The 24544-nt window shown below is 74.1% G+C and carries 22 protein-coding genes; 6 read left to right on the top strand and 16 right to left on the bottom strand.

The annotated features are described in order from the left end of the window. Window positions 1-29 precede the first annotated feature (29 nt). Both ACGFYU_RS21780 and ACGFYU_RS21785 read left to right on the top strand, forming a co-directional pair. Window positions 30-1178 (top strand): low temperature requirement protein A, encoded by a 1149-nt coding sequence (locus tag ACGFYU_RS21780; RefSeq protein WP_393828945.1) that lies wholly within the window; start codon window positions 30-32, stop codon window positions 1176-1178. A 98-nt stretch (window positions 1179-1276) separates the two neighbouring features. Then, on the top strand, window positions 1277-2530 hold the full coding sequence (locus ACGFYU_RS21785) for a cytochrome P450 (RefSeq protein ID WP_393828946.1): 1254 nt from the start codon (window positions 1277-1279) through the stop codon (window positions 2528-2530). 70 nt (window positions 2531-2600) lie between these two features. Here the strand turns inward: ACGFYU_RS21785 and ACGFYU_RS21790 are convergent, their stop codons facing one another. Further along, window positions 2601-3095, bottom strand: a complete 495-nt coding sequence (locus ACGFYU_RS21790) for a DUF5949 family protein (RefSeq protein WP_393828947.1) — start codon at window positions 3093-3095, stop codon at window positions 2601-2603. Between the two features lie 57 nt (window positions 3096-3152). Continuing rightward, the gene (locus tag ACGFYU_RS21795) at window positions 3153-3755 is read right to left on the bottom strand and encodes a hypothetical protein (protein WP_393828948.1); all 603 of its coding nucleotides are present in this window, start codon (window positions 3753-3755) and stop codon (window positions 3153-3155) included. 160 nt (window positions 3756-3915) lie between these two features. Here ACGFYU_RS21795 and ACGFYU_RS21800 point away from each other — a divergent pair, with 160 nt between their 5' ends. After that, complete coding sequence (locus ACGFYU_RS21800; RefSeq protein ID WP_393828949.1) at window positions 3916-4356, top strand: DUF6299 family protein; 441 nt, start codon at window positions 3916-3918, stop codon at window positions 4354-4356. A gap of 86 nt (window positions 4357-4442) precedes the next feature. On the opposite strand, the gene ACGFYU_RS21805 is transcribed toward ACGFYU_RS21800, so the two are convergent. The 5 genes from ACGFYU_RS21805 to ACGFYU_RS21825 all read right to left on the bottom strand — a co-directional run bounded on the left by ACGFYU_RS21805 (window position 4443) and on the right by ACGFYU_RS21825 (window position 9752). Further along, window positions 4443-4610: a hypothetical protein gene (locus ACGFYU_RS21805; RefSeq protein WP_393828950.1), complete on the bottom strand. Its 168-nt coding sequence runs from the start codon at window positions 4608-4610 to the stop codon at window positions 4443-4445. Between the two features lie 71 nt (window positions 4611-4681). Continuing rightward, window positions 4682-6769, bottom strand: coding sequence for a SpoIIE family protein phosphatase (locus ACGFYU_RS21810; RefSeq protein ID WP_393828951.1), 2088 nt, complete (start codon window positions 6767-6769; stop codon window positions 4682-4684). 12 nt (window positions 6770-6781) lie between these two features. Then, on the bottom strand, window positions 6782-7135 hold the full coding sequence (locus ACGFYU_RS21815; RefSeq protein ID WP_393828952.1) for a hypothetical protein: 354 nt from the start codon (window positions 7133-7135) through the stop codon (window positions 6782-6784). Between the two features lie 12 nt (window positions 7136-7147). Beyond that, window positions 7148-8416 carry an NAD(P)-binding domain-containing protein gene (locus ACGFYU_RS21820; protein WP_393829031.1) on the bottom strand — a complete coding sequence of 423 codons (1269 nt, stop codon included), beginning with the start codon at window positions 8414-8416 and terminating at the stop codon, window positions 7148-7150. Window positions 8417-8474: 58 nt separating this feature from the next. Next, on the bottom strand, window positions 8475-9752 hold the full coding sequence (locus ACGFYU_RS21825) for an ATP-grasp domain-containing protein (RefSeq protein WP_393828953.1): 1278 nt from the start codon (window positions 9750-9752) through the stop codon (window positions 8475-8477). A 294-nt stretch (window positions 9753-10046) separates the two neighbouring features. Here ACGFYU_RS21825 and ACGFYU_RS21830 point away from each other — a divergent pair, with 294 nt between their 5' ends. Continuing rightward, on the top strand, window positions 10047-11783 hold the full coding sequence (locus tag ACGFYU_RS21830) for a glycosyl hydrolase (RefSeq protein ID WP_393828954.1): 1737 nt from the start codon (window positions 10047-10049) through the stop codon (window positions 11781-11783). Between the two features lie 5 nt (window positions 11784-11788). Here the strand turns inward: ACGFYU_RS21830 and ACGFYU_RS21835 are convergent, their stop codons facing one another. The 9 genes from ACGFYU_RS21835 to ACGFYU_RS21875 all read right to left on the bottom strand — a co-directional run bounded on the left by ACGFYU_RS21835 (window position 11789) and on the right by ACGFYU_RS21875 (window position 23568). Next, window positions 11789-12931: a GNAT family N-acetyltransferase gene (locus tag ACGFYU_RS21835; protein ID WP_393828955.1), complete on the bottom strand. Its 1143-nt coding sequence runs from the start codon at window positions 12929-12931 to the stop codon at window positions 11789-11791. After that, a complete protein-coding gene (locus ACGFYU_RS21840; protein ID WP_393828956.1) occupies window positions 12928-13743 on the bottom strand; it encodes a lipopolysaccharide biosynthesis protein in 816 nt (271 codons plus the stop codon). The genes ACGFYU_RS21835 and ACGFYU_RS21840 overlap by 4 nt, the downstream gene beginning before the upstream one ends. Further along, window positions 13736-14959, bottom strand: coding sequence for a glycosyltransferase (locus ACGFYU_RS21845; protein ID WP_393828957.1), 1224 nt, complete (start codon window positions 14957-14959; stop codon window positions 13736-13738). Before ACGFYU_RS21845 ends, ACGFYU_RS21840 begins: the two co-directional genes overlap by 8 nt. Next, on the bottom strand, window positions 14956-15732 hold the full coding sequence (locus ACGFYU_RS21850; protein ID WP_393828958.1) for a polysaccharide deacetylase family protein: 777 nt from the start codon (window positions 15730-15732) through the stop codon (window positions 14956-14958). Before ACGFYU_RS21850 ends, ACGFYU_RS21845 begins: the two co-directional genes overlap by 4 nt. Next, complete coding sequence (murJ, locus tag ACGFYU_RS21855) at window positions 15722-17440, bottom strand: murein biosynthesis integral membrane protein MurJ (RefSeq protein ID WP_393829032.1); 1719 nt, start codon at window positions 17438-17440, stop codon at window positions 15722-15724. Before murJ ends, ACGFYU_RS21850 begins: the two co-directional genes overlap by 11 nt. A gap of 800 nt (window positions 17441-18240) precedes the next feature. After that, entirely contained in the window at window positions 18241-19674 is a 1434-nt protein-coding gene (locus ACGFYU_RS21860; RefSeq protein ID WP_393828959.1) for an O-antigen ligase family protein, read from the bottom strand. Continuing rightward, window positions 19675-21195: an exopolysaccharide biosynthesis polyprenyl glycosylphosphotransferase gene (locus ACGFYU_RS21865; RefSeq protein ID WP_393829033.1), complete on the bottom strand. Its 1521-nt coding sequence runs from the start codon at window positions 21193-21195 to the stop codon at window positions 19675-19677. A gap of 2 nt (window positions 21196-21197) precedes the next feature. Continuing rightward, window positions 21198-22385, bottom strand: a complete 1188-nt coding sequence (locus ACGFYU_RS21870) for a glycosyltransferase (RefSeq protein ID WP_393828960.1) — start codon at window positions 22383-22385, stop codon at window positions 21198-21200. 19 nt (window positions 22386-22404) lie between these two features. Continuing rightward, the gene (locus tag ACGFYU_RS21875; protein ID WP_393828961.1) at window positions 22405-23568 is read right to left on the bottom strand and encodes a DUF3344 domain-containing protein; all 1164 of its coding nucleotides are present in this window, start codon (window positions 23566-23568) and stop codon (window positions 22405-22407) included. A 102-nt stretch (window positions 23569-23670) separates the two neighbouring features. Here ACGFYU_RS21875 and ACGFYU_RS21880 point away from each other — a divergent pair, with 102 nt between their 5' ends. Continuing rightward, on the top strand, window positions 23671-23919 hold the full coding sequence (locus ACGFYU_RS21880) for a chaplin (protein WP_393828962.1): 249 nt from the start codon (window positions 23671-23673) through the stop codon (window positions 23917-23919). A 118-nt stretch (window positions 23920-24037) separates the two neighbouring features. After that, entirely contained in the window at window positions 24038-24448 is a 411-nt protein-coding gene (locus ACGFYU_RS21885) for a rodlin (protein WP_393828963.1), read from the top strand. Window positions 24449-24544: the final 96 nt, after the last annotated feature.

The raw sequence follows: 24544 nt of genomic DNA on the forward strand, positions 1-24544 counted from the left end.
GCACGGCATCCTCTGCTGTGCTGTCCGGTATGGCCTACTCCCCCATGACCGCCCGCAGCCGCGAAGAGGACCACCGCGCGGCCACCCCGCTGGAGCTGTTCTTCGACCTCTGCTTCGTCGTCGCGGTCGCGCAGGCCGGCGCCCGGCTGGTGCACGCGCTGGCGGAGGGCCATCCCGGCACGGGGGTGATCGGCTACTTCTTCGTCTTCTTCGGCGTGTGGTGGGCGTGGATGAACTTCACGTGGTTCGCCTCCGCCTACGACGTCGACGACGTGCCGTACCGGATCGCGACCCTGGTGCAGATCGCCGGTGTGCTCGTCTACGCGGCGGGGGTGAGCCGGGCCTTCGACGAGAACGACTGGACGGTCGCCGTCATCGGCTACATCATCATGCGCGTCGCCCTGACGGCGCAGTGGCTGCGGGCCGCCGCCGGGGAGAGCGGTGCGGCCCGCACGACGGCGCTGACGTACGCGGCCGGGCTGGTGATCTGCCAGGCCGGGTGGGTGGGGCTGCTGTTCGCCCCGGACGACTTCAAGCGCTGGCTGTTCCTCGTGCTGGTGGTGGCCGAGCTGCTGGTCCCGGTGCTGGCCGAGCGCGGGCACCAGACGACGTGGCACGCGCACCACATCGTGGAGCGGTACGGGCTGTTCACCATCATCGTGCTCGGCGAGACCATCGCGGCGAGCACGGTGGCGGTGAAGTCGGCGCTCGACGAGCACGAGGCGCTGGGCGAGCTGCTGCCCATCGCCGGAGGCGGGCTGCTGATCGTCTTCGCGGCGTGGTGGATCTACTTCGCGGTGCCGATGCACGAGCACCTGACCTCCAACCGGGAGGCCATCCCGTGGGGTTACGGCCACCTGCTGATCTTCGCCTCCGGCGCGGCGATCGGGGCGGGCATCGAGGTCGCCGTCGAGCACGCGGTCGGCAAGGCGCACATCTCCCAGGTCGCCGCCAATGCCGCGGTGACGGTCCCGGCCGCGCTGTTCCTCCTGATGGTGTGGCTGCTGCACTCCCGCCACTTCAAACGCGGCATGGCCCAGCAACTGACGCTCCCGCTCTCCGCGCTCGTCCTCCTGGCCTGCACCTGGACCGGCCCTTACGCGGTCCTCTACGCGGGCCTCGTCGCGGCCGCGACGGTCGCGGTCGGCATGACCCTCGCCTCCCGAACGCCCCACTGACCCCTGCGGCAACGACGGCGCGCCGAACCGTCACTCCTGCACCCCCGCACCCGTTTTGCAGCGCGGAACGCCCCCCGCCGAAGGAAGAGGCCCTGCCCATGACACTCCCCGCACCACGCCCCGGCAAGGACCCCGGCAGGGAACTGGCCGAGCCCGGCTTCTGGCAGGCGCCCCCCGCCCACCGTCTGGCGGCGTTCGCCCGGCTCCGGGCCGAGGAGTCCCCCGTGTTCATCCCTGAAGGGCCCCGTGCCGGCCACTGGGCCCTCGTGCGCCACGCCCAGGTCCAGGAGGCGAGCCGCCTGCCCAAGGTGTTCGCGAGCGCCCCCGGCGTGACCACCCCCGAGCCGCCCCGCTGGGTCCGCGCACTGTTCGGGGACTCGATGGTCAACCTCGACGGCCCCGACCACGCCCAGCTCCGCAAGATCGTGCAGCGGGCCTTCACGCCCCGCCTGCTGGCGGCGGCCGAGGAGGACATCCACACGGTCGCCGCCCGGATCGTGGACGACGTACTGGAGGACCGGCCCGACGAGTTCGTCTCGGCGGTGGCCTCCCGGCTGCCCCTGGAGGTCATCTGCAACATGATGGGCATCCCGGAGCGCCACCGCGCCGAGATCGCCGACCGCGTCAACCACGCCTCCGAGAACATCGGCGTGGAGCGCGGCCTGGCCGCCCGCCTGCGGATGCCCGGGCGCGGCCTGCGGGCCCTCGCCCGTATGCAGCGGATGGTGGCCGGCATCGGGCGGGAGCGCCGCAAGCACCCCACCGACGACCTGATCTCGGCCCTGGTCTGCGCGAACGTCGACGGCCAGGCCCTGGGGGCCCGCCAACTCGGGGCGTTCTTCTCGCTCCTGATGGTCGCCGGGGTGGAGACCACCCGCAACGCGATCACCCACGGCCTGACCCTGCTGACCGACAACCCCGACCAGCGCGACCTGCTGCTCTCGGACTTCGAGAAGTACGCGGACGGCGCGGTGGACGAGATGATCCGTCACTCGACGCCGATCATCCAGTTCCGCCGGACGGTAGCCGCCGAACACACCCTGGACGGACACCTGTTCCGCCCGGGCGACAAGGTGGTCCTGTACTACGCCTCCGCCAACCGCGACGAGGCGGTCTTCCCGGACCCCGACGCCTTCGACATCACCCGCTCGCCCAATCCGCACCTGGGCTTCGGCGGCGGCGGGCCGCACTTCTGCCTGGGCGCGCACCTGGCCCGGGTGGAGATGAAGGCCCTCTTCCGGGAGCTGCTGACCCGCCCGGTCGGCCTGCGCGCGGTGGGCCTGCCCGATCTGGCGGGGTCGAACTTCGACAACCGGGTCCGCTCGCTGAAGTTCGCGTTCGAGCGGCCCTGAGAAGGCAGAACCGGAACCGGCCGCCGGGCAGGCTGGGAGCCCGGCGGCCGGAGCTGTACGGCAGCGCTCGCTACTGCAGGGTCTGCACCGCGATGACGCAGTGGGCGCTGCTGGTGAGCACCGCCTCGTCGCCCGCGAACGCCTGGAGCACCTCCGGGGCCACCGGCTTGCCCGGGACGGCCTCGGGCCAGGCGCGCGTGGCGAAGAGGAAGTACGCCTGTCCGCTCTCGCGCGCGGCGGCGACCCACTCCGGGGGTGCGATGCACGTCGCGTTCAGGCCGGGCATGGTCAGCGTGACCTGGTTGCCCGCCATCAGCACGATCTGCACCGCGAAGGTGCGCGGGCTGCGGGTGCCGTCCATGACGACGTCACCGATGGGCAGGCCGATCTCCTCCAGCAGCCCGCGGGCCGCCGCCTCGCCGGCCTCCGGGCCCTTCGGGCCGTCCCCGAGGGAGTAGGCGAGGAGGTACGGGATGTCGTGGGCCTCGGAGGGGTCGCCGATCCAGGCGAGCACCGAAAGGGTGCCGAGCTGCGACCGGTCGATTTCGGCTTGAGTGGAAGTCATGCGCCGCACCCTAGTCGTCTCTCCCCCGGCCCTTTCACGGCCTTTCACCCGGGCGGGCTAGACGGCCCAGAATCCCCCTCCGGAATTCGCCTGGATGTTCGCGTCCGCGTACTGGATCCGCTCAATGCGAGCGTTTTCCGGGATTTCGAACACCACCCATCCCTCGGCCCGCTCACCGACCGCGAGGGAATCGAAGACGAGCGGTTTGCCGGTCGTCAGTTCACCGGTCGGTACCACCGGATGGCGCTGCCCCGCGCTGTCGTGCGCCCACATGCGTCCGAGCGCCCCGTACGAGGCCCCGCCCACGTTGACGAAGGACATCGAGGCGGCCACCCAGCGCTTGCCGGCCGGCGGGGCGAAGTTCTTCTCGACGCTGACCGCGGGGTCCACGTACGCGTTCAGCACTACCTGGAGGTGACGGCCGACCTGCTGCCCGTGCACCCGTACGGGATCACCCACACGAGCGTCCTTCGCCCCAGTCCGGTCGGGGGCCTCCTCGGCGCCCGGCGCCCCGTCGTCCGCCGGGACGGCGGGCGCGGCGGCGGGGGCGAGCGCGGCGCCCTCGGGGGCGCTCTGGCAGGCGGTGGCGCCGAGCAGGAGGAGCGGGACGAGCGCGGCGGCGAGGACGGGGGTGTGGCGGCGGGCGGCGGACTGACGCATGCGGGATCCCTTCGGGGATGTATTTCGGTCAGTCTCACGCGCCCGAGCGGGCAATTGCACTCACCGACACGAGCACGCGGAGCCAGTTGCCGTCCGATTGCCAGCACAATGCGTTCCGGCGGAATCCCGCCACCGCGATCCCCTTGGAGGAAAAATGCGCATGTCCGGCCGCCGAATGGCGCTGGCAGCCCTGTCCGCACTGGCCGCCACCACGGTATTCACCGTCCCGGCCGGTGCCACCGTTTTCGAGCAGGGTATTTCCGTACATCCTGAAGCTCACATCGCAAAGGACGGCGCCGTCACCCTTTCCGGCACCTACCACTGCGAGCAGGCGTCACCCGTCGGGGCGATGCAGATCAAGGCGACCGTCGAGCAGGACGGCAGCCGGCTCAGCATCGGCGCCGGGGAGGTCGTCTGCGACGGCACGGAGCGCGAGTGGGTGGCGCACGCGCCCGCCTTCGTCAGGGGCAGCGTGCACCCGGGCCACGCGACGGTCACCGGCGAGCTCCAGGAGATCCACCTCTCGCCGAACCTGATGCCGCGCTCGGTGGCCACGGTCGCCCAGGACACCCAGGACGTCGAGGTCCACGAGGAGCGCTGAGCCGTCCCGGGTCCGTGCGCGCCCGCCGGTCCGGTAGCCGCCGCTACCGGAGCCGGGCGCTGCCCGGCGCCCGCGTCCGGAGGGCGTCAGCGGCACGCGGGCGCGACGCCCGTCATCGACATGAACGCCACCGCCTGGCAGCCGGGGTCCGCGTGCGGGCGCCCCGTCGTCCAGTCCACGACCGTCGGCACTCCGGCGGCCAGCAGGAGCAGGGCCAGGACGCCCGTCACGGCGCCCTGGCTCAGCCTGCGCACAGCACGTTCCGTTCCATGGTTCGCATCATCACCCCGCCCCCGAGGCCCCACAACTCGGCGTGAGCGCCGGGTCACTCCGCGCTCCGGGGGTTGCCCCCGGCGTCGAACTCGCACCACACCGCCTTGCCGTCGCCCCGGGACTCCACGCCCCAATGCGTGGCCAGCGCGTCCACCAGCAGCAGCCCGCGCCCCGTCGTGGCCGCCTCGCCCGGGGTGCGCCGGCGCGGCCACACGCTGGAGCGGTCCTTGACCCACAGCCGGATCCGCCGGACCGGCTCCGGCAGCACCTCCATGGTCAGCACCGCCCCGCCGTCGGTGTGCAGCAGGGCGTTGACCAGTAGTTCCCCGGCCGCCAGCTCCACGTCGTCGGCGAGGTCGGGCATGCCCCAGTCGCGCAGGGCGAGGCGCAGGGCGTAGCGGGCCTCCGAGAGGCCCTCGGGGTCGGCCTGGTGCACGTACTGGTGGATGCGCGGCGCCCGGTGGGTGCCCGGGTCGGGGGCCCGGCGCAGCACGAGCAGGGCCACGTCGTCGCCGGAGCCCCAGCGCTCCCAGAGCCGGTCCAGGAGGTGGTCGGCGAGCGCCCCGGCCCCCTGCGGCCCGCTGCGCACCGCGTGGGAGAGGGCCTCCATGCCCTGGGTGATGACCGATCCCGGCTCCTCCACCAGCCCGTCCGTGCACAGCACCAGGGTCTCCCCCGGGACCAGGTCGAGGCGGGTCTCGGGGAAGTCCTCCTGCTCGAACACCGAGGCCAGCCCCAGCGGCAGGCCGCCGCGCACGTTGGGCCAGCCCGTACGCCCGTCCGTGTGCCGGATCAGCGGGCCGAGGTGGCCCGCGCGGACCGCCCGTACGCCTCCGGTCTCCAGGTCCACCTGCGCGTACATGCAGGTCGCGAAGCGCTCGGTGTCCAGCTCGGCGAGGAAGCGGGAGGCCCGCGCCAGCACGGTGGACGGCGGATGGCCCTCGCCCGCGTACGCCCGCAGCGCGATCCGCAGCTGGCCCATGATGGCCGCCGCGTGCGTGTCGTGGCCCTGTACGTCGCCCACCACGATGCCGACGCGGTCGCGGGGCAGGGCGATCACGTCGTACCAGTCCCCACCGACCTCCCGCCCGCTCCACGCGGAGTGGTAGCGGACCGCGATCTCCCCGCCGGTGATCTCCGGGATCCGCCGGGGCAGCATGGCGGCCTGCAGGCCCGTGGCGAACTCCCGCTCCTGGTCGAAGAGGAGCGCCCGCTGGAGGGACTGGGCGACGATGCCCGCGAGGCCGAGGCACAGGTTGCGCTCCTCGGGGCTGAACTCGGTGCGCCGCCGGTAGAAGAGCACCAGCCCGCCGATGGCCTTGGCCTGCGCGATCAGCGGCAGATAGGCGGCCGCGTCGAACTGGATGCGGTTCAGGTAGTCGCTGAGCAGCGGGAACTCCGCGCCGAGCGCCCTGAGCGAGGTGACGAAACGTGCCTGCCGGGTGATCACCGCGTGCGACAGCGGCAGCGAGCCGTCGAGCCGGGTGAACCGCCGCTCGCTGAGGATCTCCAGCGACTCCCCGCTCAGCGCGATGATCTTGATGGTGCCGCCCTCGACCAGCCCCAGGGCCAGCCCGTCCGCACCGAGCCGCTCCAGCGCGCCCGCCCCGGTCAGGGCCGCCGTGACGTCGTCGACCGTCACCGCCCGCGACAGGGCCTCCGTGGTCCGCTGCACGATCGTCGTCTGCTGCGCCCGCGCCGACTCCAGTTTGCGCAGCTGCGTGGCCTGGGCGAGCTCCGCCGTCGCGTCCCGGACGATCCCCACGATCCGGTACGCCTGCCCGTCCTCCGCGCGCAGCACCCGGCCCGAGGTGTGGGTCCACTGGTCGCGGCCGTCGCGCCGCTGCACGGTGAAGTAGACGCCGTACGACTCCCCGCCGCTCTCCAGCACGTCCGCGACGGCCTGGCGCAGCCGGCCCGCGTCCGCGGGCGGGATCCGCAGCCCGAGCGCCTGCGGGGTCCCGTCAAGCTCTTCCGGCTCCAGGTCGAAGACGAGCATCCCGGCCTCGTCCAGCTCCAGCGTCCCCGCCGCCAGGTCCCACTCGAAGCTGCCCATGCCGTTCAGCGCGAGCCGCTCCCCGGGCCCGGTCCCGGGGGGCTTGCGGTCCTCCCCGGATCTGTCGCGGTCCGCCGCTGCCACGAGTCACACCACCTAACGGCCGGGCCAGCACGGCTGGGAGATCAGCCGCTCCCACTCCTCGTCAGGATGCCCCGGAAGAGTGCGCCCGGCCTCCCGCCAGCGCTTGACGAGGGTGAGGTAGATGGCGGGCTGGACGATGTGCGGGGCGGTCGCGTACGGGGCCTGGTCGTAGGCGGCGGTCCTGTCGTATCCGGTCGTCCGGTCGTAGCCCGACGTCCTGTCGTAGCCGGACGGCCTGTCGTACCCGGCGGTCCTGTCGTATCCGGTCGTCCGGTCGTACCCGGTGGTCCGGGCCGTGGCGGGCTGTTCCCCACGGCTGGCGGGAATGCGTACCCAGCCGCGGCCCTGTGCTCGCTCCGCGCTCATCGCGGACCCCTCTCACCGCAGATACGTCTGGGGTTGCCCGGAGGCAGCCCGGTCGTAGGTCCTGGTGGAACCCGGCAGCGGACCCCTGGCACCGAGGCGCCTGCGGACTCCTTTCACCAGTCTCCCCGCCGTGAAGCCCGCACCGTGCACGAATCGCATGGAAGGGCCGAATGAGGGAGCCGTCAGCAGCCCCGCGAAGAACAGCCCGGGCCACGAGGACTCGAAGCCGGGGCTCAGCTCCGGCGTCCCGGTGTCGCCCACGGTCTCCAGCGCGGCCCGCAGCCCCGCGTCGAGCAGCTCCAGCCGGGCCAGGTCGGGGCTGAAGCCGGTGGCCGCGATGACGTGCGCCGTGTCCAGCACCACGGACTCCCCCGACCTGGTGGTCAGCCCGAGCCGGGTCCGCCCGCCCACCGCGACGGCCCGGTGCAGGTGGTGCCCGAGCAGGACGGGGACGCGCCGCTCGAAGCGGTCCCGCAGCCACCAGGCCCCGGCCGGGCCCAGCGCGGTCGCCGCGATCCGCTCCCGGGTGGCGGCGGGCAGCCGCCGCACCGCCCAGGGCAGCTCCGACCACACCCAGCTGCGCCAGCCGGTGCCGAGCCCGCTGTGCGGTTCGCGCAGGGCGCGCAGCGGCGGCCGGCTCAGCGGCTGCGGCACGGTGTTCCAGTTCAGCCGCGAACGCCGGGCCACCAGGCACGGCCGGGCGCCCTGCTCGGCCAGCAGGGCGGCCGTCTCCAGGGCCGCCTGCCCGGCCCCGAGCACGGCGACCTCGCGGCCGGCGAAACGGGCCAGGTCCCGGTGGCCGCTGCTGTGGGAGTAGTGGGCCGGCGGCAGGTCCCGCAGCGCCGGGGGCAGGTGGACGAAGGGCATCACCCCGACCGCGAGGGCGACCGTACGGGCCAGCAGCGGAGGCCCCTCGGCGGTGCGGACGCGGAAGCCGTCGCCCTGCGGGGTCACCTCCGTGACGGTCACCTCCTCCACCTCGGGCGCGGCCTGCCGGGCGAACCACATCCCGTACGCGCTGAAGGTGCCGATCGGCAGCGGATTGCCGTGCTCCGCGACCAGTCCGCGGGTGGCGCAGTACTCGGCCAGGGTGTGGCGCCCGCCGGGCGCGGACAGGTTGGAGGACCACGGCTCCGACTTCAGGTACATGCCGTCGGGCATGTGGTCCCGCCAGGAGGCCATGGGCCGCCCCAGCAGCCGTACGTCGAGCCCCGCGCCCGCAGCGTGCGCGGCGATCGACAGCCCGTACGGGCCCGCGCCGATCACCACGAGATCGTCCATCCGCGTCACGGCTGTCCCTTCAGCTCCATCGTCTGCGTACTCGGCCCGGTCGGTCCCGCTACCGGGTGACCAGCTCGTCCGGCGCCGCCGGGGCCTCCGGCGGCGCCGGGCGGGAGGCCGGGCCTCCCCGCGTGGCGGGCGGCTGCTCCCGGCCGCCGCGCTGGCGGGGCGCCCGCGCCGACTCCGTGCGGGCGGTGCGCCGCCGCCCGTTGGCCTGCGCGGGGATGCCCCGCAGGGCGCGCGCGCCCTTGCCGAACCCGCGGCCGAGGAAGGCGCCGAGCATGGCCAGGAAGGGCAGCAGGTCGTCGGCGGCGAACCAGGCCGTCTCCACCCGCCCCCGCTCCCCCGCCGTCCGGTCCGGCGCCGGGGCCGCCCGCTCCGCCGGGGCGGATGGCGGGCGGCGGGACAGGGAGCCGCCCCGGACCGCTGCCAGCAGCGCGTAGTTCTCGGCGACGAACACCCGGCCCGGTCCGCCCGAGGAGGCCGGGACCCGCTGGCCCGTCAGATCCAGGTACATCGCCTGTACGACGTCCAGCCCGGCCGCGTCCGTGAACAGCCGGAACTGCGCGCCCGGCCGGGGGTTGAAGTCCACCAGCCGGAAGGTGCCGCGCTCGTCCCGGCGGAAGTCGAGGTCCAGGATCCCCTGGTAGCCGAGGCGTTCGGCCAGCCGCAGCCCCGCCTCCTCCACCGCCGGATCCGGCAGCCAGCGCCCGAAGGCCGTCAGCCCCGTCCGCACCGGCCAGGACAGCTCCTTGCGGCCCGACCCCGCGAGCAGCGGATGCCCGCCCCGGCCGAAGGCGCCGTGGAAGAACCAGTCGGTGTCCGGCCCGGCCGGCAGGAACCGCTGGAGCAGCAGCCGGCTCCCGGCCTCGGCGGAGCGCTCGTACAGCCGGCGCGCCTCGGCGGCCGTGTGCACCAGCGTGGTGCTCCGCAGTCCGCCGCCCCCGGCCGGCAGCAGCCAGGGCCGGCTCCACTTGGCGACCACGGGCAGGCCGAGCCGCCAGGCGGCCTCCGCCGCCTCGGCCCCGCTCGCCGGGACGACGGTCTCCGGGTGCGGGATGTCCCAGCGCGCGCAGAGCCGGGCCAGCTCGGCCTTGTCCGCCACCCTGGCCGGCAGGTTGTCGGGCTGATGGGGAATCCGGTAACGGTCCATCAGCATCGGCGCGACCCGGGACACGGCGATCGCGCTCAGGTCGTCCATGGCAACGAGCACGGCGGGCCTGCCGATCCGCTCCGAGACCCCGGTCAGGCACTCCAGGAGCGCCTCCGGCGCCTCCGGATCCAGCCCGCCCTCCGGCCCGGGATGCACGGCGTGCAGATAGCGCGAACGCCCCATGGGACCTCCCCCGGCCTCGACGACGGCATGGACCTCCACGCCCCTGCGGCCAAGGGATCTGACGGCGCCAAGGGTTCCGTGGTGGAACGGATTCCGATCGAGTCTGAGCAGAACTGCGGGCACATGGTTGAGATACGCGTGCATGGCAACGGTGTCTTTCACCTAGTCGGACCAAGCGGGGATGGTGCGCAGATGCGAATGGCCTACGCAGCTGTCACCGGGCAGGCCAATCGTCAGATCTGATGCCTAACGTCTTTGGTAAGCACACCGATTCAGGAAAGCTCGGGAGACGCCATGCCCAGACCACGCCGCCGACTGGCGAGCACCTGCATCGGTACGGTCACGGCCGGACTGCTCGCGACCGGGGCCGCGTTCGAGGCGCCCGAGAAGGACCCGCCCCAGGGCTCGGGCATCGCCATGGGCGCCTATCTCGACTACGGGCCGCCCGGGGTGGCCCGCATCCCGTACCTCTCGCGCTGGCTGGGCGGCAAGGAGATCCGGGTCGGACACACCTACCTCCCCGGCGACAGGTGGGGCGGCATCGAGGGGAACGTCGACTTCCTGGACGACTGGGCCGAGTGGCGCCGGGCCCGGGACGACCGGATGTTCGTCCTCAACGTGCCCATGCAGGCCCGGAACGAGGGCCGGGTGCCCGACTACCAGGTGGCCCGGCTGATCCGGGCCGGCGCGGCGGGCCGCTACGACCGGCACTTCCAGAAGCTCGCCGAGCGGCTGGTGTCGCTCGGCGTCCCGGACACGGTGATCGTGCTCGGCTGGGAGATGAACGGCGTCACCTACACCCACCGCTGCGGGCCGGACCCGGAGAACTGGAAGACGTACTGGAGGCGCGTCGTCAACACGATGCGGGCGGTACCCGGGCAGAAGTTCAAGTTCGATTTCGCCCCGAACAGGGGTACGGACGCGATCGGCTGGACCAAGTGCTACCCCGGCGACGACGTGGTCGACATCATCGGAATGGATTCGTACGACCAGGCTCCCGGCCGGAGCTTCGACGACCAGATCACCCAGCCGTACGGTCTCCAGGAGCATGTCGACTTCGCGAAAGCACACGGCAAGCCGATCTCCTACCCGGAGTGGGGGCTGTTCCGGCGCGGGGACAATCCGGAGTACGTGCGGCGCATGCTGCAGTGGATCGAGCAGCACCGGCCGATCTACCACACCATCACCGACTACTGCCCGCACGGCGTATGGCAGTGCAAGCAGAACCCGCTGTCCGCGCAGGTCTTCCGCGCCGCGCTGCGGCAGGAGCGGCCCGGCCCGGTGGTCCCGACCCCGGTGAGCCCGAGCCCGGTGTCGCCGAGCCCGGAAGCCCCGAGCCCGGTCACCCCGTCGCCCGAAGCACCACTGCCCGTGACCCCCAGCCCCGAAGCCCCGAGCCCGGTCACCCCGTCGCCCGAAGCACCACTGCCCGTGACCCCCAGCCCGGAAGCCCCGTCGCCCGAGGCACCACTGCCGGTGACCCCGAGCCCGGTCGCGCCGTCGCCCGAAGCACCACTCCCCGTAAGCCCCAGCCCGGTCGCATCGTCGCCCGAGGCACCACTGCCGGTGACCCCGAGCCCGGTCGCGCCGTCGCCCGAAGCACCACTCCCCGTAAGCCCCAGCCCGGTCGCACCGTCGCCCGAGGCACCGCTGCCCGTGAGCCCGAGCCCCGTCACCCCGTCGCCCGAGGCACCGCTGCCGGTGACCCCGAGCCCCGTGGCCCCCACGCCCGAGGACCCGGACACGCCGAGCCCCGAGGCTCCGCTCCCGGTCACCCCGAGCCCCCTCGCCCCCACCCCGGAGGTGCCGGCCCCGGCGCCCTCGCCCGTGGCGCCGAGCCCCCTGGTGCCGAAGCCCGAGTCCACGCCCCCGCCGACACCGACGCAGCCCCAGCCGGCCGACCCGCCGCTCAACATCAGGCAGTGGTGCATCCCGCTCAACTTCGGCGAGTGGCTGTCCAAGCTCGTCGGCAAGCAGTCGGTCTGCGTACAGATCGGCTGGGGCAAGGACTCCGGCTTCTGGCCCTTCTAGACGGGTCATCGCACCCGCAGTTCGTTGAGCCGCGCACGCCAGTCCCTGGCGGCCGGCAGCGCCTCCCGCAGCGCGTCCACCGCCCGCTCGCGCCCCGTCACCTGCGACTCGTGCAGCCGCAGCAGGGGCGCGAGCGCCGTCGTGGCCAGCAGGAACCGCTGGTTGACCACGGTCTCGGGCCGCCAGTGGTTCTTGTACGGCTCGTTGCCGCGCAGGAAGCTCACCACCGGCCGGCCCTCGGCGAGCGCCCGCCCGGCCTCGTAGCGCAGCAGCAGCGTGGCCACGTCCACCTTGCGCTCGCGCAGGTCCGGGTCCGCCCCGTAGAGGTAGCCGCCGCTCAGCGCGGCCGACAGCAGCGTGACGTTGACGGCCACCACCTTCCCGTCCAGCCGGAACTCCGTCAGCCGGCCCTCCCCGGCCCGCACCATCCGCCGGGTGGCCCGGGTCAGGTGCTCGGCGAAGCGGGGCCTGAGGTGCTCGGGCGTCACCCCGCGGCCGCGCCACTGCTTCTCGTGGAGCCGCAGCAGGGTCCGTACGGCACGCGGCACTTCCTGCTCGGTGACCTCGTGTTCCTCGATCCCGGCCGCGTCGGTCTTGCGGAGCTTGGCCCGGACCCGCTGGGCGCCGGAGGCCGGCATCCGCTTGACCAGCTCGTCGAAGGGCAGCGCGGGCAGCTCCATGCAGGTGGAGTCGGCGAGCTGGGCGCCCACCCCGGGCCAGTGCTTGTGGAGCCGCTCGACGGCGGCCCCGGGGCGGACCTCGCGCAGGTCGACGACCGCGCCCCGGGCGGCCCGGTGCAGCCCGCGGGCCAGCGCCGGGACGACCTGGTCGGCGTGGTCCGCCGCCACGAGCACGTCGAAGTAGTCGGTGATGTTGCCACCGAGCGGCACGAGCAGCGGGAGCGGCCGGTGTACGAGCATCAGCGCGGCCGCGCCGACCAGTTCCTCGCCGCGCCGCACGAGGACGATCCGGAGCCGGCCGTCCTTCCCGTACGACAGCCACCAGGAGTGCAGCCAGGCGTGGCTCTGGAAGGGGGTGGCGGTGGGACAGCCGCGGACGAGCCGGTTCCACGGCTCCTCCAGCGCGGCGAACTGCCGGGGGTCGCGGCACAGCGTCACCGACAGGGCCCCGGCGGAGCCCGACGTCATCGCACGGACTCCTTCTCCTTGGTCTCGGTGTGCTCACCCTGCGCGGGGAGCGAGGCGTACTCCTCGACGACGGGCTCGCGCCCCTCGTCCACCTCCACCTCCGCCTCCGCCTCCGCGGCCGCTTCCTCCGGCTTGCGGCGGGCGGGCCGGGCGAGCAGCCAGAGTCCGCCGAGCAGACCGCCCGCACACATGCCGACGCCGCCGCTGATGGGGGCCGAAGGGGAGGCGGGGGCGTTCGGCGCGACGGCCTGGTTGAAGAGGAGCAGCTGCACGCCGGTGTTCTTGGCTGCCTGATTGCTGCTCAGCGACAGGGCGTCGGCGACGGCGTTGGCGATGTCGGCGGCCTCGGACGGGCTCTTCGAGGTGCCCGTGATGGCGATCATCGGGGACTCGGGCGAGGTCTCGGCCCGCACCTGGGTCCGCAGCGTCTGGGCGCTGATCCCGGCCCGGGGCTGGGCGTAGGCGAGGGTGGAGCTGCTGGTGGCGATACGGGCGTACGCCTGGGCGAAGCCGAGGGCGGTGGCCGGCTCGGTGGTGTCGTCGGGGACGGCGACGACGTAGCTGGTGGCGGCGTACTCGGGGGCCTTGAGCACCCCGTACGCGCCGCCCGCGGCGAGCCCGAGCAGCGCGCAGGCCGGCAGCGGCCACCAGACGGGCGCCTTCGGCCGCCGCCGGGCGCGGCGCGGGCCCCTCTTCTCGCGCCTCTTCGCGCCCTTCTCCTCGCCGTTCCTCTCGGTCTTCCTCTCGGCCTTCTCCTCGGCCGTCTTCTCGGCCTTCTTCTCGGCCTTCTTCTGATCGACGGTGTCAGCCATGAGCGTGCTCACTTCCTGGGTGGAGGGAGTTGTTACGGGTGGTCGGATACGGGTCAACCGGCGGCTCCGGGGCGGAGCCCCGGGGCGAGCGGGCCGGCGGTGTGGAGAGGGCCAGGTCGTAGACGTCCAGGAGTTGGCGGGCGCTGCGGGCGATGTCGTAGCGGCGGACCACCGGCGGCGGCGGGAGACGCCGGGCGCCCGCCTCCATGTGGCCGCGCAGGGCCGCGACCAGCTCCTCCGTGCCGGTGCCGATCCGGCGGGCACCCGGGGCCTGCGCGGCCGGCAGGTCGTCGATCGCCGGGCACGTCACGTGCAGCACCGGCAGCCCCGCGGCCAGGGCTTCCACGACCGCCAGCCCGAACGCCTCCTCCCGCGACGGGGACACGAAGACGTCCATGGCGGCCAGCAGCGCCGGGATCCCCGGCGTACGCCCGCCCGCGCTGTCGCCCAGCGGATCCCGCTCCCCCAGCAGGTGGATCCGGCTCTGCGCGCCGAGTTCCGCCGCCAGGGAGCGCAGGCGGGCCCGCTCGGGCCCGTCCCCCGCCAGCAGCAGGTGCGCCCCCGGCAGCGCCGCGACCGCCCGCACCAGCACGTCGAACCGCTTGCCCGGGACCAGCCGCCCCACCCCGCCGACCACGAAGGCCCGCTCCGGCAGCCCGGTCCTGGCCCGGGTGGCCCGTCGTACGCCCTCGTCGAAGCGGAAGCGGGCGGCCTCGATGCCGTTCGGGACCACGTGGACCCGCGCCGCCGGCACCCCCCACCCCTCCAGCCGGGCCGCCACCGTGTCCGAGACGGCCACGGTCGCCGCCCCCAGCCGCTCGCTCGCCAGGTACAGCGCCCGGACCCCGCGCGAAAGCGGGCGCCCCTCGATCTCGCCCTCGCCGAGGGAGTGTTCGGTGGCCACGGCCGGGCCGGCCCCGGCGAGCCGGGCCGCGAGGCGCCCGTACACGCAGGCCCGGTACAGGTGCGTGTGCACGAGGTCGTACCGGCCGCGCCGGATGAACTTCACCAGCCGCGGCAGCGCCCCCAGGTCCCGGTTGCCCCGCATGCCCAGGTGCACGACCCGCACCCCGTCGGCCCGCAGCCCCTCGGCCACCGGCCCGGGGTTCGTCAGCGTCAGTACGTCGCACCGCATCGGCATGTGGCGCAGCAGCAGCCGCAGTTGCTGCTCGGCCCCGCCGACCCCGAGTCCGGTGATGACGTGCAGGGCCTTCACTTGCGCACCCCCCGGCGCAGCTCCCGCACCTGGTGGCGCAGCTGCTTGACGCGCAGCCGGGCGCCGCCGTCGGCCTGGCTGACGTGCGTACGGGGCAGGGCGTGCGGGCCGGCGAGCCGCCCGGGGTCGATGGCGCAGGCGTACCCGTAGCCGGCGTCCCGGGTGGCGGCGACGACCCGCTCGTCGAGGTGCCCGTACGGGTAGCAGAAGCCCTCGGGCAGCGTCCCGGTCAGCTCGCGCAGCAGGTCGCGGCTGCCCCGCAGTTCCTGCTGGAGCACGTCGTCGGCGGCGGCCGTGAGGTCCTGGTGGAGCAGCCCGTGCGAGCCGATCTCCTGCCCGGCCCGGGCGACTTCGCGGATGCCCTCGGCGGTGAGCAGGGACTTGCGGGGGCCCAGCGGGTCCCAGACGTTGTCCACGCCGAGCCGCCCGGGCAGGACGAAGAGGGTGGCGGTGCAGTCGTGGCGGTCCAGCAGCGGGAGGGCCTGGGTGAGGAAGTCGGTGTAGCCGTCGTCGAAGGTCAGCCCGACCAGCCCGCGCCCGCGCCCGGCCGCGCGGGCCCGGAGCAGTTCGCCGACGGACACCCCGCGCAGGCCCCGGGAGCGCAGCCACAGCAGCTGGTCCTCCAGGGTGCGGGGGGTGACGGTGATCCCGTACGGGTCCTCGGCGGGGTCGGTGAACTCGGCGACCGAGTGGTACATCAGGACCCACGGCGATGCGGTCCCGCGGGCGGGGACCACCACGGCGGCGGGCGCCGAGTCGGTGTCAGCGGACATTGCGGAACCTCTGAGTGAACTGGGAGATCTGACCGGGCAGGGCGGTGACTTCGAGGGCGCGTATGGCCATGCCGGTGGCGCCGAACATGGCGGGGACCAGCAGGCAGCCGAGGGCGGCGCTGAGCATCGGGTCGGGGATCATCGGCCCGGCGATCCAGCCGGTGGCGCAGGCGGCGGCCGCGGAGACGGCGAGCCGGCCGGTGCTGACGGCGACCCGGCGGACGTGGATGGCGATGATCCGCGAGCCGAGGCCGGTGAGCAGGAGGGCGGCGGCGGCGGTGATCCCGGCCGCGTTGGCGGCGGCGATGCCGTAGATCCCCCACCAGCGGACGGCGAGGGCTCCGGCCACGATGTTGACGAGGAGCCCGGCGCCCATCGCGAACGCCGGGAACCAGGTGGGCCGGGCGGTCGAGAAGAAGGGCCGGGACAGCGCCCCGACGAGGCAGTGGCCGAGGAGTCCGATGCCGTAGACCCGCATGACGGAGGCGGTGGCGAGGGTGTCCGCGTGGGTGAAGGCGCCGCGTTCGAAGAGGACCTGGATGATCTGGGGCGCGTAGCCGATGACGAGGGCGCTGCCCATGAGGACGGCGAGGGAGGCGAGCGCGAGGTCCTGCTCGACGCGGCGCCGGGCCTTCTCCAGCTCCCCGCCGGCCATGGCCTGGGCCACGACGGGGAAGGTGACGGTGCAGATCATCAGCGACAGCACCATCGGCATCTGCGCGACCTTCTGCGCGTAGTTCAGGTGGGAGATCGCCCCGGGTGACAGCGAGGCGGCGAGGAACCGCTCGACGAGCACCTGCGACTGCCGGAAGACGGCGAAGAGGATGACGGGGGCGATGAGTCCGAAGGCGATCAGGGTGGGCCGGTCGCGGTCGCGCTGGCTGCGCGGGGGACCCGCAACACGCGCAGCCCGGGGCGGGCCGAAGCCCACGTTCCGGATGAAGGCGGGCAGTTGGACGAGGACCATCAGCAGCCCGCCGACGGCGACGCCGGCCGCGGCGGCCCGTACGCCCCACAGGGTGTGGAGGGCCACCATCGTCCCGATGATGCCGATGTTGTACGAGACGTAGATCGCGGCGGGCGGCACGAAGGAGCGGTGCGCCCGCAGCGCCGCGCTGAAGTACCCGGCGACCCCGAAGGAGAGCACGGTCAGCGCCGTCATACGGGTGCACTGGACGGCAAGGCCGGGGTCGGGCAGGCCGGGGGCCAGGACGGCGACGACGGCCGGGGCGGCCACGATCAGTACGGAGGCCACGGCGGCCAGGAAGACGGCGAGCCGCGGCAGGGTCGCCCCGACGAGCAGCCGTACGGGATCGGCCGCGCGGGCCTCCTTGCGGGTGAGGCCCGCGCGGCTGGCGGCCCGCCGGGCCAGCGCCTGGCTGAAGGCGGGCACCATCAGCAGGGCCATGGCGTCCTCGATGAGCAGCGTCGAGGCCATCTCGGGGACGGTCCAGGCGATCAGGAAGGCGTCGCTGTCGTGCCCGGCCCCGAAGAGGTGCGCGATGGTCTGGTCGCGGACCAGCCCGAACACCGCCCCGGCGGCGGTCAGCCCGGCGGTGACGGCGGCCGCCTTGGCCAGGAACCGCCCGAGCCGCGGGCTCCCGCCGGGGGAACCGGGGGCTTCGGGCGCCGAGCGGGGGTACCCCTCCGGCGCCGCCGGTGCGGCGGTGGACCCGGTGCCGCGGGGGCGCCCGGCCCGTGCGCGCACCGCGGCGGCCACCGGCCCGGACGGAGCCGCGGCCGGCGCGGCCACCCGCAGGCCCGGCAGCCCGGCGGCGCCGGGGTACCCGGCCGATCCCGGCAGGGCCGCCGCATCGGCGGAACGCACGGCGGAGCTCCGCCCCGGCACACCCCCGGCGACGAACCCGGGATCCGCCGCGGCCGGCGGCCGAACGGGTAGGACGGGGCCCCGGACGGCCGGACCCGGACTGGGTTCCGCCGCAGCGGGGTTCCGGCCCGGCACCGCCCCGGGATCCGCCGCGGCCGGGGCCCGGCCGGGCAGCACGGGGTCCCGGGGCTCCGGTCCCGGTCGGGGCGCGGTCGGCACCGCGGGCTCACCACCAGAAACGGGCGCCGCCGCGGCGGAGTTCCACTCGGGCGCGATCGCGGCGACGAATCCGGGATCCGGCGGCACCGGCGGCCGGCCGGGCAGCACCGAGCCCCGGGTGACCGCGCCGGAACGCGGCTCGGCCGGAGCGGAATTGCGCCCCGGGACGGCGCCATCGGCGAACCCGGGATCCGCGGGCACCGGCGGCCGGCCGGGCAGCACTGAGCCCCGGGTGACGGGGTCGGAACGCGGCTCGGCCGGAGCGGGATTGCGCCCCGGGACGACGCCGTCGGCGAACCCGGGATCCGGCGGCACCGGCGGGCGGCCGGGCAGGACCGGGTCCCGGGTCGGGCCCGGGGCCGGATCCGGCACGGCGCCGGGGTCGGCGGGGCCGCCCGGGACGCGGGCGGGGCCCGCCCCGGCCGGTGGGCCGGAAGCGGGCCGCCAAGGCGTGGTGTCCGTCACCGGCCGCTCGAACCCTCAGGGATCCCGCCGGGCGCGCCCGCGCCGACGACGGCGGTGCGCACCCCGCCGGAGCTCCCGTGCCTACCGGGGCCGCCCGGGACCGCGTCCCCCCGGGAGGGCACCGGCAGCGCCCACCAGGCCGCCAGGCCGATGATCACCCCGGTCAGGACGGTGGACGGGCCGCCGATGTCCGCGTAGAGGAAGTCGGTCAGCTGCCACACGAACAGGCCGGTCGCGACCAGCCCGCAGTCCCTGGCGGCGCCACCGCCGGAGGCGTACCGGCGCAGGCCCGCCACCAGCAGCGCCGCCCAGCCGCCCGCCAGCGCGGTCAGCCCGATCAGCCCCTGCTCGCTCAGGATCAGCAGGTACATGTTGTGCGGGGAGAGCAGCGGCTGGCGGATGTACGCCTGCCCGGCGCCCGCGGTGTCGCTGCCGGAGGAGAGCCCCAGAGAGGAGTGCCCGTCGCGGTGGGCCGGGAAGCCCTTCAGCCCGACCCCCGCGGCCGGCCGCTCGCGCCACATCGACTCGGCGGCGGCCCACATCGTGTAGCGGTCGGTCACCGACTGGTCGGGGGCGCTGGAGACCTGCGTGATGGAGGTCAACCGCTCGGCGACCATGTCGGAGCCGACCCCGAGCCCGCCGACCAGGACGACCCCGGCCGCGGCCAGCGCGACGAGCACCTTCAGGGCCCGCCGGATCCCGGCCATGCCCATCACCAGCACCGCCGCGCCGGCGGTGGCGATCCACACGCCCCGGCTGAAGGACAGCACCAGCGGCAGCACCAGCGCCAGTGCCGTGCCCCCGGCGATGCGCCGGACCCTGCCCGCCTGCCCCGGCGCCAGCGCCAGGGCGGTCGCCACGACCAGCCCGTACGCCACCACCGTGGCCATGCCCATGACGTCACCGGGGCCGAAGGTGCCCACGGCCCGGATGTCCTGGCCCTGGTAGGAGGCCCCGGTGTGGGTCGCGTACTGCACGACCCCCACCGCGCCCTGCACCAGCGCGAGCACCACGAAGCACCCGCCGGCGATCCGGAACTCCCCGGCGTCGCGCACCAGCAGCACCACCGCGGCCGGGACCAGCACGAAGACCTGGAGATAGCGCACGAAGCCCGGCAGGGCGGCGTACGGATCCCCCGCGGTCATCGTCGCGACCGCGAGCCCGACGGCGGGCAGGCCGAGCACGAGCACGCCCAGCGGGGTCAGCTCCCGCACCCGCCCGCGCAGCGCCTGCACCGCGCAGACGAACACCAGCAGCAGTGAGGCGGCGTCGGCGGGGCCGACCTTCCCGGAGGTGGTGGCGTCCCCCGCCGGGAGCGGGGCGAGCAGGAAGAGCACGGTCGCGGCGAGCGGCAGCAGCGGCCAGTGCGTGCGCAGCAGGCCCGTCAGGTCGGGCCGCCGGGCCCGGTTCACGGATACGGCAAGGCTCATTCAGCTGCCCCCCAGCCGGAAGCGGAAGAAGGAGGCCGCGGTGCGGGCGAGGATCCACAGGTCCTGCCACAGCGACCAGGTGTCGATGTAGTGGTTGTCGAAGCGGGCCCGGTCCTCGATGGAGGTGTCTCCGCGCAGGCCGTTGATCTGCGCCAGGCCGGTGATGCCGACGGGCATCCGGTGGCGGGCCTCGTAGCCGGGGTGGACGGTGGTGAACTTGGCGACGAAGAAGGGCCGTTCGGGGCGCGGGCCGACCAGGCTCATGTCACCCCGTACGACGTTCCACAGCTGTGGCAGCTCGTCCAGCGAGGACTTGCGCAGGAAGGAGCCGACCCGGCTCATCCCGCGGTCCCCGGCGACCGTCCAGCGGGTGGCGGACTCGTGCTCGTCGGCGCGCAGCGTACGGAACTTCAGCAGGGTGAAGGGGCGCCCGTACAGTCCGACCCGCTCCTGACGGAAGATCACCCCCGGGCCGTCGCAGATCCGTACGGCCAGCGCGCACGCGGCCATCACGGGCGCGGCGGCGACCAGCGCGACGAGCGCGAGCAGTGCGTCGAGGCCCCGCTTGGCCCAGCGTTCGAGGGGCCGTGCCGGTCGGGGCAGCAGCGGCTGGACGGCGTAGCCCCACAGCTGGTCGGCGGGGTGCGCGACCCGCATGCCGGTGACCTTGGCGGTGCCGGCCGGGTCGGCGAGCCAGAGCCGGCAGCCGTGGTCGTGGAAGAGCCGGACCAGGGAGGCGGTGCGCTCGTCGGCCTCGGGCGGTCGGGTGAACACCGCGTGGCCCACGGAGTTCTGGATGACCGCCCGCCGGATGTCCTCGTGCGTGGCGAGCACCGGCAGCACGGCGCTGTCCGTGCCGTCGGCGGCGGCCGTGTCGGCGAGCCCGACGGGGCACAAGCCGAATTCGGGGCGCCCGTGCAGGGCGGCGGCCACCGCGGCCGCTCCGGCGCCCGGTCCGACGACGAGGGCGGAGCAGGGCCTGCGGACGGCGGTGCGGCGGTGGAGCAGGTTGACGAACCCGCGTCCCGCGCACGTCAGTACGACCTGAAGGCACACTGCGGTGAGCAGCACGCTCCAGCCGAGGGCCCGGCCCGGATCCACGGCGGCCACGACGGCGCCGGTCCCGCACCACAGGACGGCGGCCCGCCCGGCCAGCGCGGGCAGTTCGAGCAGGGCCGAGGGGGCCAGGCGCGGCCGGTAGAGCCCGGCCTGCGCGTGCAGCGCGGCGAGCAGGAAGGCGACGGGCGGGGCGGCGACGGCCGGCAGCGCCCCCGCGGGCAGGGCCGTCGCGGTGAGTACGGCGGCCAGCGCGTCGGCGGTGAGCAGCGGGAGCACCCCGTCCCGGCGGCGGAGCCGGCGCGGGCGTACGGCGGCCCGGGCCCGGTCGGCCCTGGGGCCGCGCGGGGGGTGGATGGCGGTCGCGGAACGGCGGGATCCGCCCACTGGCGCGGGCGCGAAGGCGCTGCCGCCGGCGGGCCCCGTGCCGCCCTGCCCGGTGTGCCGGGCGGGTGCGCTGTCCATCGTCATCGGCTGATGCGCTCCTGGTTCAAGGGCCGGGGCCTGCCCAGCAGTTCGTGGTACAGGCCGGTGACCGCGTCCGTGGTCCGCCGCACGTCGAAGTCGGTCCGGGCGTGCTGCCGGGCCTGCTCTCCCAGTTCGGCGAGCAGCCGCGGTTCGGCGAGCAGCCGTCCCAGGGCCTTGGCCAGCGCCGTCGGGTCCTCCGGCGGTACCAGGCACAGCCGTCCCTGGCCGGACGGCAGGCTCTCCCGCGCACCGCTGACGTCGGAGACCAGGACCGGGCGGCCGCAGGCCATGGCTTCGAGCGGGGCGAGCGCCATGCCTTCCCACCGCGACGGCAGTACAACGAGATCGGCGCCCCGAAGCCACGGTCGGATGTCGGGGGCGGCGCCCGCGAAGAGCACCCCGGACGGGGCGACGCGGCGCAGCCGTTCGGTGTCGGGGCCGTCGCCGACGAGGGCCAAACGGGCGTCGGGGACGGTGCCCAGCACCTCGGGCCAGGCCCGCAGCAGGATGTCCTGCCCCTTCTGGTGGCAGATGCGGCCCACGCAGACGACGAGCGGACCGTCCCCCCGGAAGGCGGCGGGCAGCGGCAGGGCGGCGCGCGCCCGGGTCCTGTCCTGCCCGGGGTCGGGGCCGCCGGGTCGGAAGTGGTCGAGGTCCACGCCGTTGCGGATCACCGACCAGCGGGCGGTGATCCCCTCGGACTCCCCCGCGCGGCGTTCGGCCTCGCTGACGCAGAGCACCCGGTCGGCCCAGCGGGCCCCGTACCTCTCCCAGCGCAGTGCGAGTGCGGCGGTGGCTCCGCCGACGGCGTCGAAGGACCAGGCGTGGGGCTGGAAGACGGTAGGGACCGAGCCGCGCGCGGCGAGCCGGCCAGCCAGCCCGGCCTTGGCGCTGTGCGCGTGCAGGAGGTCGGGGCGGACGTGTCGGAGCAGGCGCCGGGCGCCGATCACCTCCGCGGGCAGTCCGGGCCCGGGGGCCCGGCCGGCGCGCCAGGTGAGCACCTCGGCGCCTGCCTCGCGGGCGGCGTCGGCGAGCGTGCCGCCGCCCGGGCAGCCGACGACGGAGCGCAGGCCCGCCGCGGACTGCGCGCGGACGAGGTCGACGACGACGCGGGCGACACCGCCCTCGACGGGCTGGGCGAGATGGAGGACGGTCGTGGGCTGTGCGGCCCCATGTTGTGTGGGCACGAGCAGTGGTCTCCTGCGTTCAGCGGCGCGCGTCTGTCTGAACGAAGAGCACACCGAGGAATTGACCCTGACCTTCACCCGTGAACCTGAAACTGAGGCTGCGGGCGCCACCGGACAGGGCGGGACTCAGATCGAACTCGTCCGCGTCATATCCGAGATTGTTCACATAATCAGGTTGCCGAACGGACGTTTGATGCCCGAACTCCGTGATCGTGGAATTCATGACGTCATTGAAAGGATTTTCAGCATCGCTGAGGCTCACCCGGCGGCCACTGTCGGCCGTTACGGTGAGTGAGTCGCCGAGGACGCCCCGGTCCCCGTCGTACGCGACCACCCCGACCCGCCCCGCGGATCCGGCGGGCGCGTCCAGGCCGTCGAGGTCGACCAGCCCGTCGGCGGCGCCGGCGGCGAGGCCCTCGAAGCCGTCCCACAGCGAGATCCGGCGTACCGGCTCCTTCGGGTGCTCGTAGGCGACGACCAGCGTCCAGCCGCCCCAGGCCCCCACCTCGGAGTTGCCCATGGCGATGTTCATCTGGGCCACGGTCCACATCCCGGCGCCGCCCTTGCGCACGAGCGGGGTCACGTCGGCGGAGGCCTGGTAGGCATCGCTGCCCGCGTCCGTGCGGTGGCCCATCACCGTGTCGGCGAGGACCTCCTTGTACGCGCCGCCCGGCTCGGCGACCAGCACCCGGCCGTTGTCCTGGGGCGGCTTCTGCTCGCCCACCCGCAGGTTCCCGCCCCAGTAGAGCCGCGCGTACGAGACCTTCGCGCCCTGGGGGACCTTGAGCTCGGCCCGGGTGGAGTTGTAGGTGTCCGGGTCCTTGTCGACCTCGCTGTAGAACATCTCGTACTCGCTGTTGACCCCGGCCGCACCCCGCCTGACGTCGGAGCACAGCTCCACCTGCGGGGACTGCTCGCGGCGGCAGCTGATGCCGGAGTTGGAGGCCCGTACGAGCCCGCCGTGCTGCACCGACTGGTAACGCTGGGTGAAGGGAACGCGCGGCAATTCTTTGGGAGCGGGGGCCGCGGCCCCCGCCGTGGGGACGTTCCCGGAAAGTACGAGGCAGGACAGCAGACCGAGCGTGCCGAGGATTCTGCGGGAGGAACCCATGACCCTGTCTCCATTTTCGATCAAGGGGACAAAACAGGAGTGAACTTTGTCAGAAATCGGGCTGGAAATCACGTCGGACTCGCTCGTACGGCCTTTTGGGCGATAGCACGCACCCTCGAAGCGGGCGGGTCGTTATGACGAGCACCATTGTTCGAACCGAAAGGGAAAACGGAGATGAAGAAGCGGCTGATGCGCGGCACCACCCTGGCCGTCACGGGCACCGCCATGCTGATGGGCGGCGCGGGCCTCGCCTCCGCGCACGGCGGCGCGACGGCGGAGGCCGTCGCGGCCAAGTCCCCCGGCGTCCTGAGCGGCAACGTGGTGCAGGTGCCCATCGACGTCCCGATCAACGTCTGCGGCAACACCGTGAACATCATCGCCCTGCTGAACCCCGCGTTCGGCAACACCTGCGTGAACGCCTGAACGTCAACCACGCCGTCCGAAACGGCGGCATCCGGGTGAAGTCACGCAACCCGAGCCGGTGGCGGGGCGTTGACCCGGATGCTCCAGTACCGGGCAGTCCTGCAAAAAAGGGATGACAATGATCAAGAAGATGATGGCCGCGGCCGCGGTCGCGACCTCGGTCGTGGGCATGGGTGCCGCCATGGCTCCGCAGGCGATGGCCATCGGGAACGACGAAGGCATCAAGACCGTCAACGGCAACGGTGCCGCGCAGATCTACGGCAACCAGGCCACCTACGGCGCCATGAGCCCGCAGATGGCGCTGATCCAGGGCTCGTTCAACAAGCCCTGCATCGCCCTGCCGGCCAAGGTCAACGCCAACTCGCTGCTCGCCCTGGTCAACGTCGGTGTCCAGGACATCCCGATCCTGTCCAACCCGCAGAACCAGCAGTGCACCGAGAACTCCACCCAGGCCAAGGGCGACGAGGCGCTCTCGCACATCCTGGACAACATCCCGATCCTCTCCGGCAACGTCTCCAACGGCAGCTGATCCGGGCCCGCGCCAGCGAGGCCGCCGCACCTCCGGGTCGCGGCGGCCTCGCCGCGTGTAGGGCCCGACGGTCCGATTCCGACCGCCTTTGGAATA

Origin of the sequence: Streptomyces sp. NPDC048337 (genome assembly GCF_043201175.1) — a bacterium.
Taxonomy (GTDB): domain Bacteria; phylum Actinomycetota; class Actinomycetes; order Streptomycetales; family Streptomycetaceae; genus Streptomyces.

Coding starts and splice junctions, on each gene's coding strand:
- ACGFYU_RS21785 (WP_393828946.1), top strand. CDS start 1,277: ATGACACTCCCCGCACCACGCCCCGGCAAGGACCCCGGCAGGGAACTG.
- ACGFYU_RS21790 (WP_393828947.1), bottom strand. CDS start 3,095: ATGACTTCCACTCAAGCCGAAATCGACCGGTCGCAGCTCGGCACCCTT.
- ACGFYU_RS21830 (WP_393828954.1), top strand. CDS start 10,047: ATGCCCAGACCACGCCGCCGACTGGCGAGCACCTGCATCGGTACGGTC.
- ACGFYU_RS21865 (WP_393829033.1), bottom strand. CDS start 21,195: ATGGACAGCGCACCCGCCCGGCACACCGGGCAGGGCGGCACGGGGCCC.
- ACGFYU_RS21780 (WP_393828945.1), top strand. CDS start 30: ATGGCCTACTCCCCCATGACCGCCCGCAGCCGCGAAGAGGACCACCGC.
- ACGFYU_RS21825 (WP_393828953.1), bottom strand. CDS start 9,752: ATGGGGCGTTCGCGCTATCTGCACGCCGTGCATCCCGGGCCGGAGGGC.
- ACGFYU_RS21815 (WP_393828952.1), bottom strand. CDS start 7,135: ATGAGCGCGGAGCGAGCACAGGGCCGCGGCTGGGTACGCATTCCCGCC.
- ACGFYU_RS21860 (WP_393828959.1), bottom strand. CDS start 19,674: ATGAGCCTTGCCGTATCCGTGAACCGGGCCCGGCGGCCCGACCTGACG.
- ACGFYU_RS21885 (WP_393828963.1), top strand. CDS start 24,038: ATGATCAAGAAGATGATGGCCGCGGCCGCGGTCGCGACCTCGGTCGTG.
- ACGFYU_RS21835 (WP_393828955.1), bottom strand. CDS start 12,931: ATGACGTCGGGCTCCGCCGGGGCCCTGTCGGTGACGCTGTGCCGCGAC.
- ACGFYU_RS21820 (WP_393829031.1), bottom strand. CDS start 8,416: ATGGACGATCTCGTGGTGATCGGCGCGGGCCCGTACGGGCTGTCGATC.
- ACGFYU_RS21795 (WP_393828948.1), bottom strand. CDS start 3,755: ATGCGTCAGTCCGCCGCCCGCCGCCACACCCCCGTCCTCGCCGCCGCG.
- ACGFYU_RS21880 (WP_393828962.1), top strand. CDS start 23,671: ATGAAGAAGCGGCTGATGCGCGGCACCACCCTGGCCGTCACGGGCACC.
- ACGFYU_RS21840 (WP_393828956.1), bottom strand. CDS start 13,743: ATGGCTGACACCGTCGATCAGAAGAAGGCCGAGAAGAAGGCCGAGAAG.
- ACGFYU_RS21800 (WP_393828949.1), top strand. CDS start 3,916: ATGTCCGGCCGCCGAATGGCGCTGGCAGCCCTGTCCGCACTGGCCGCC.
- ACGFYU_RS21850 (WP_393828958.1), bottom strand. CDS start 15,732: ATGTCCGCTGACACCGACTCGGCGCCCGCCGCCGTGGTGGTCCCCGCC.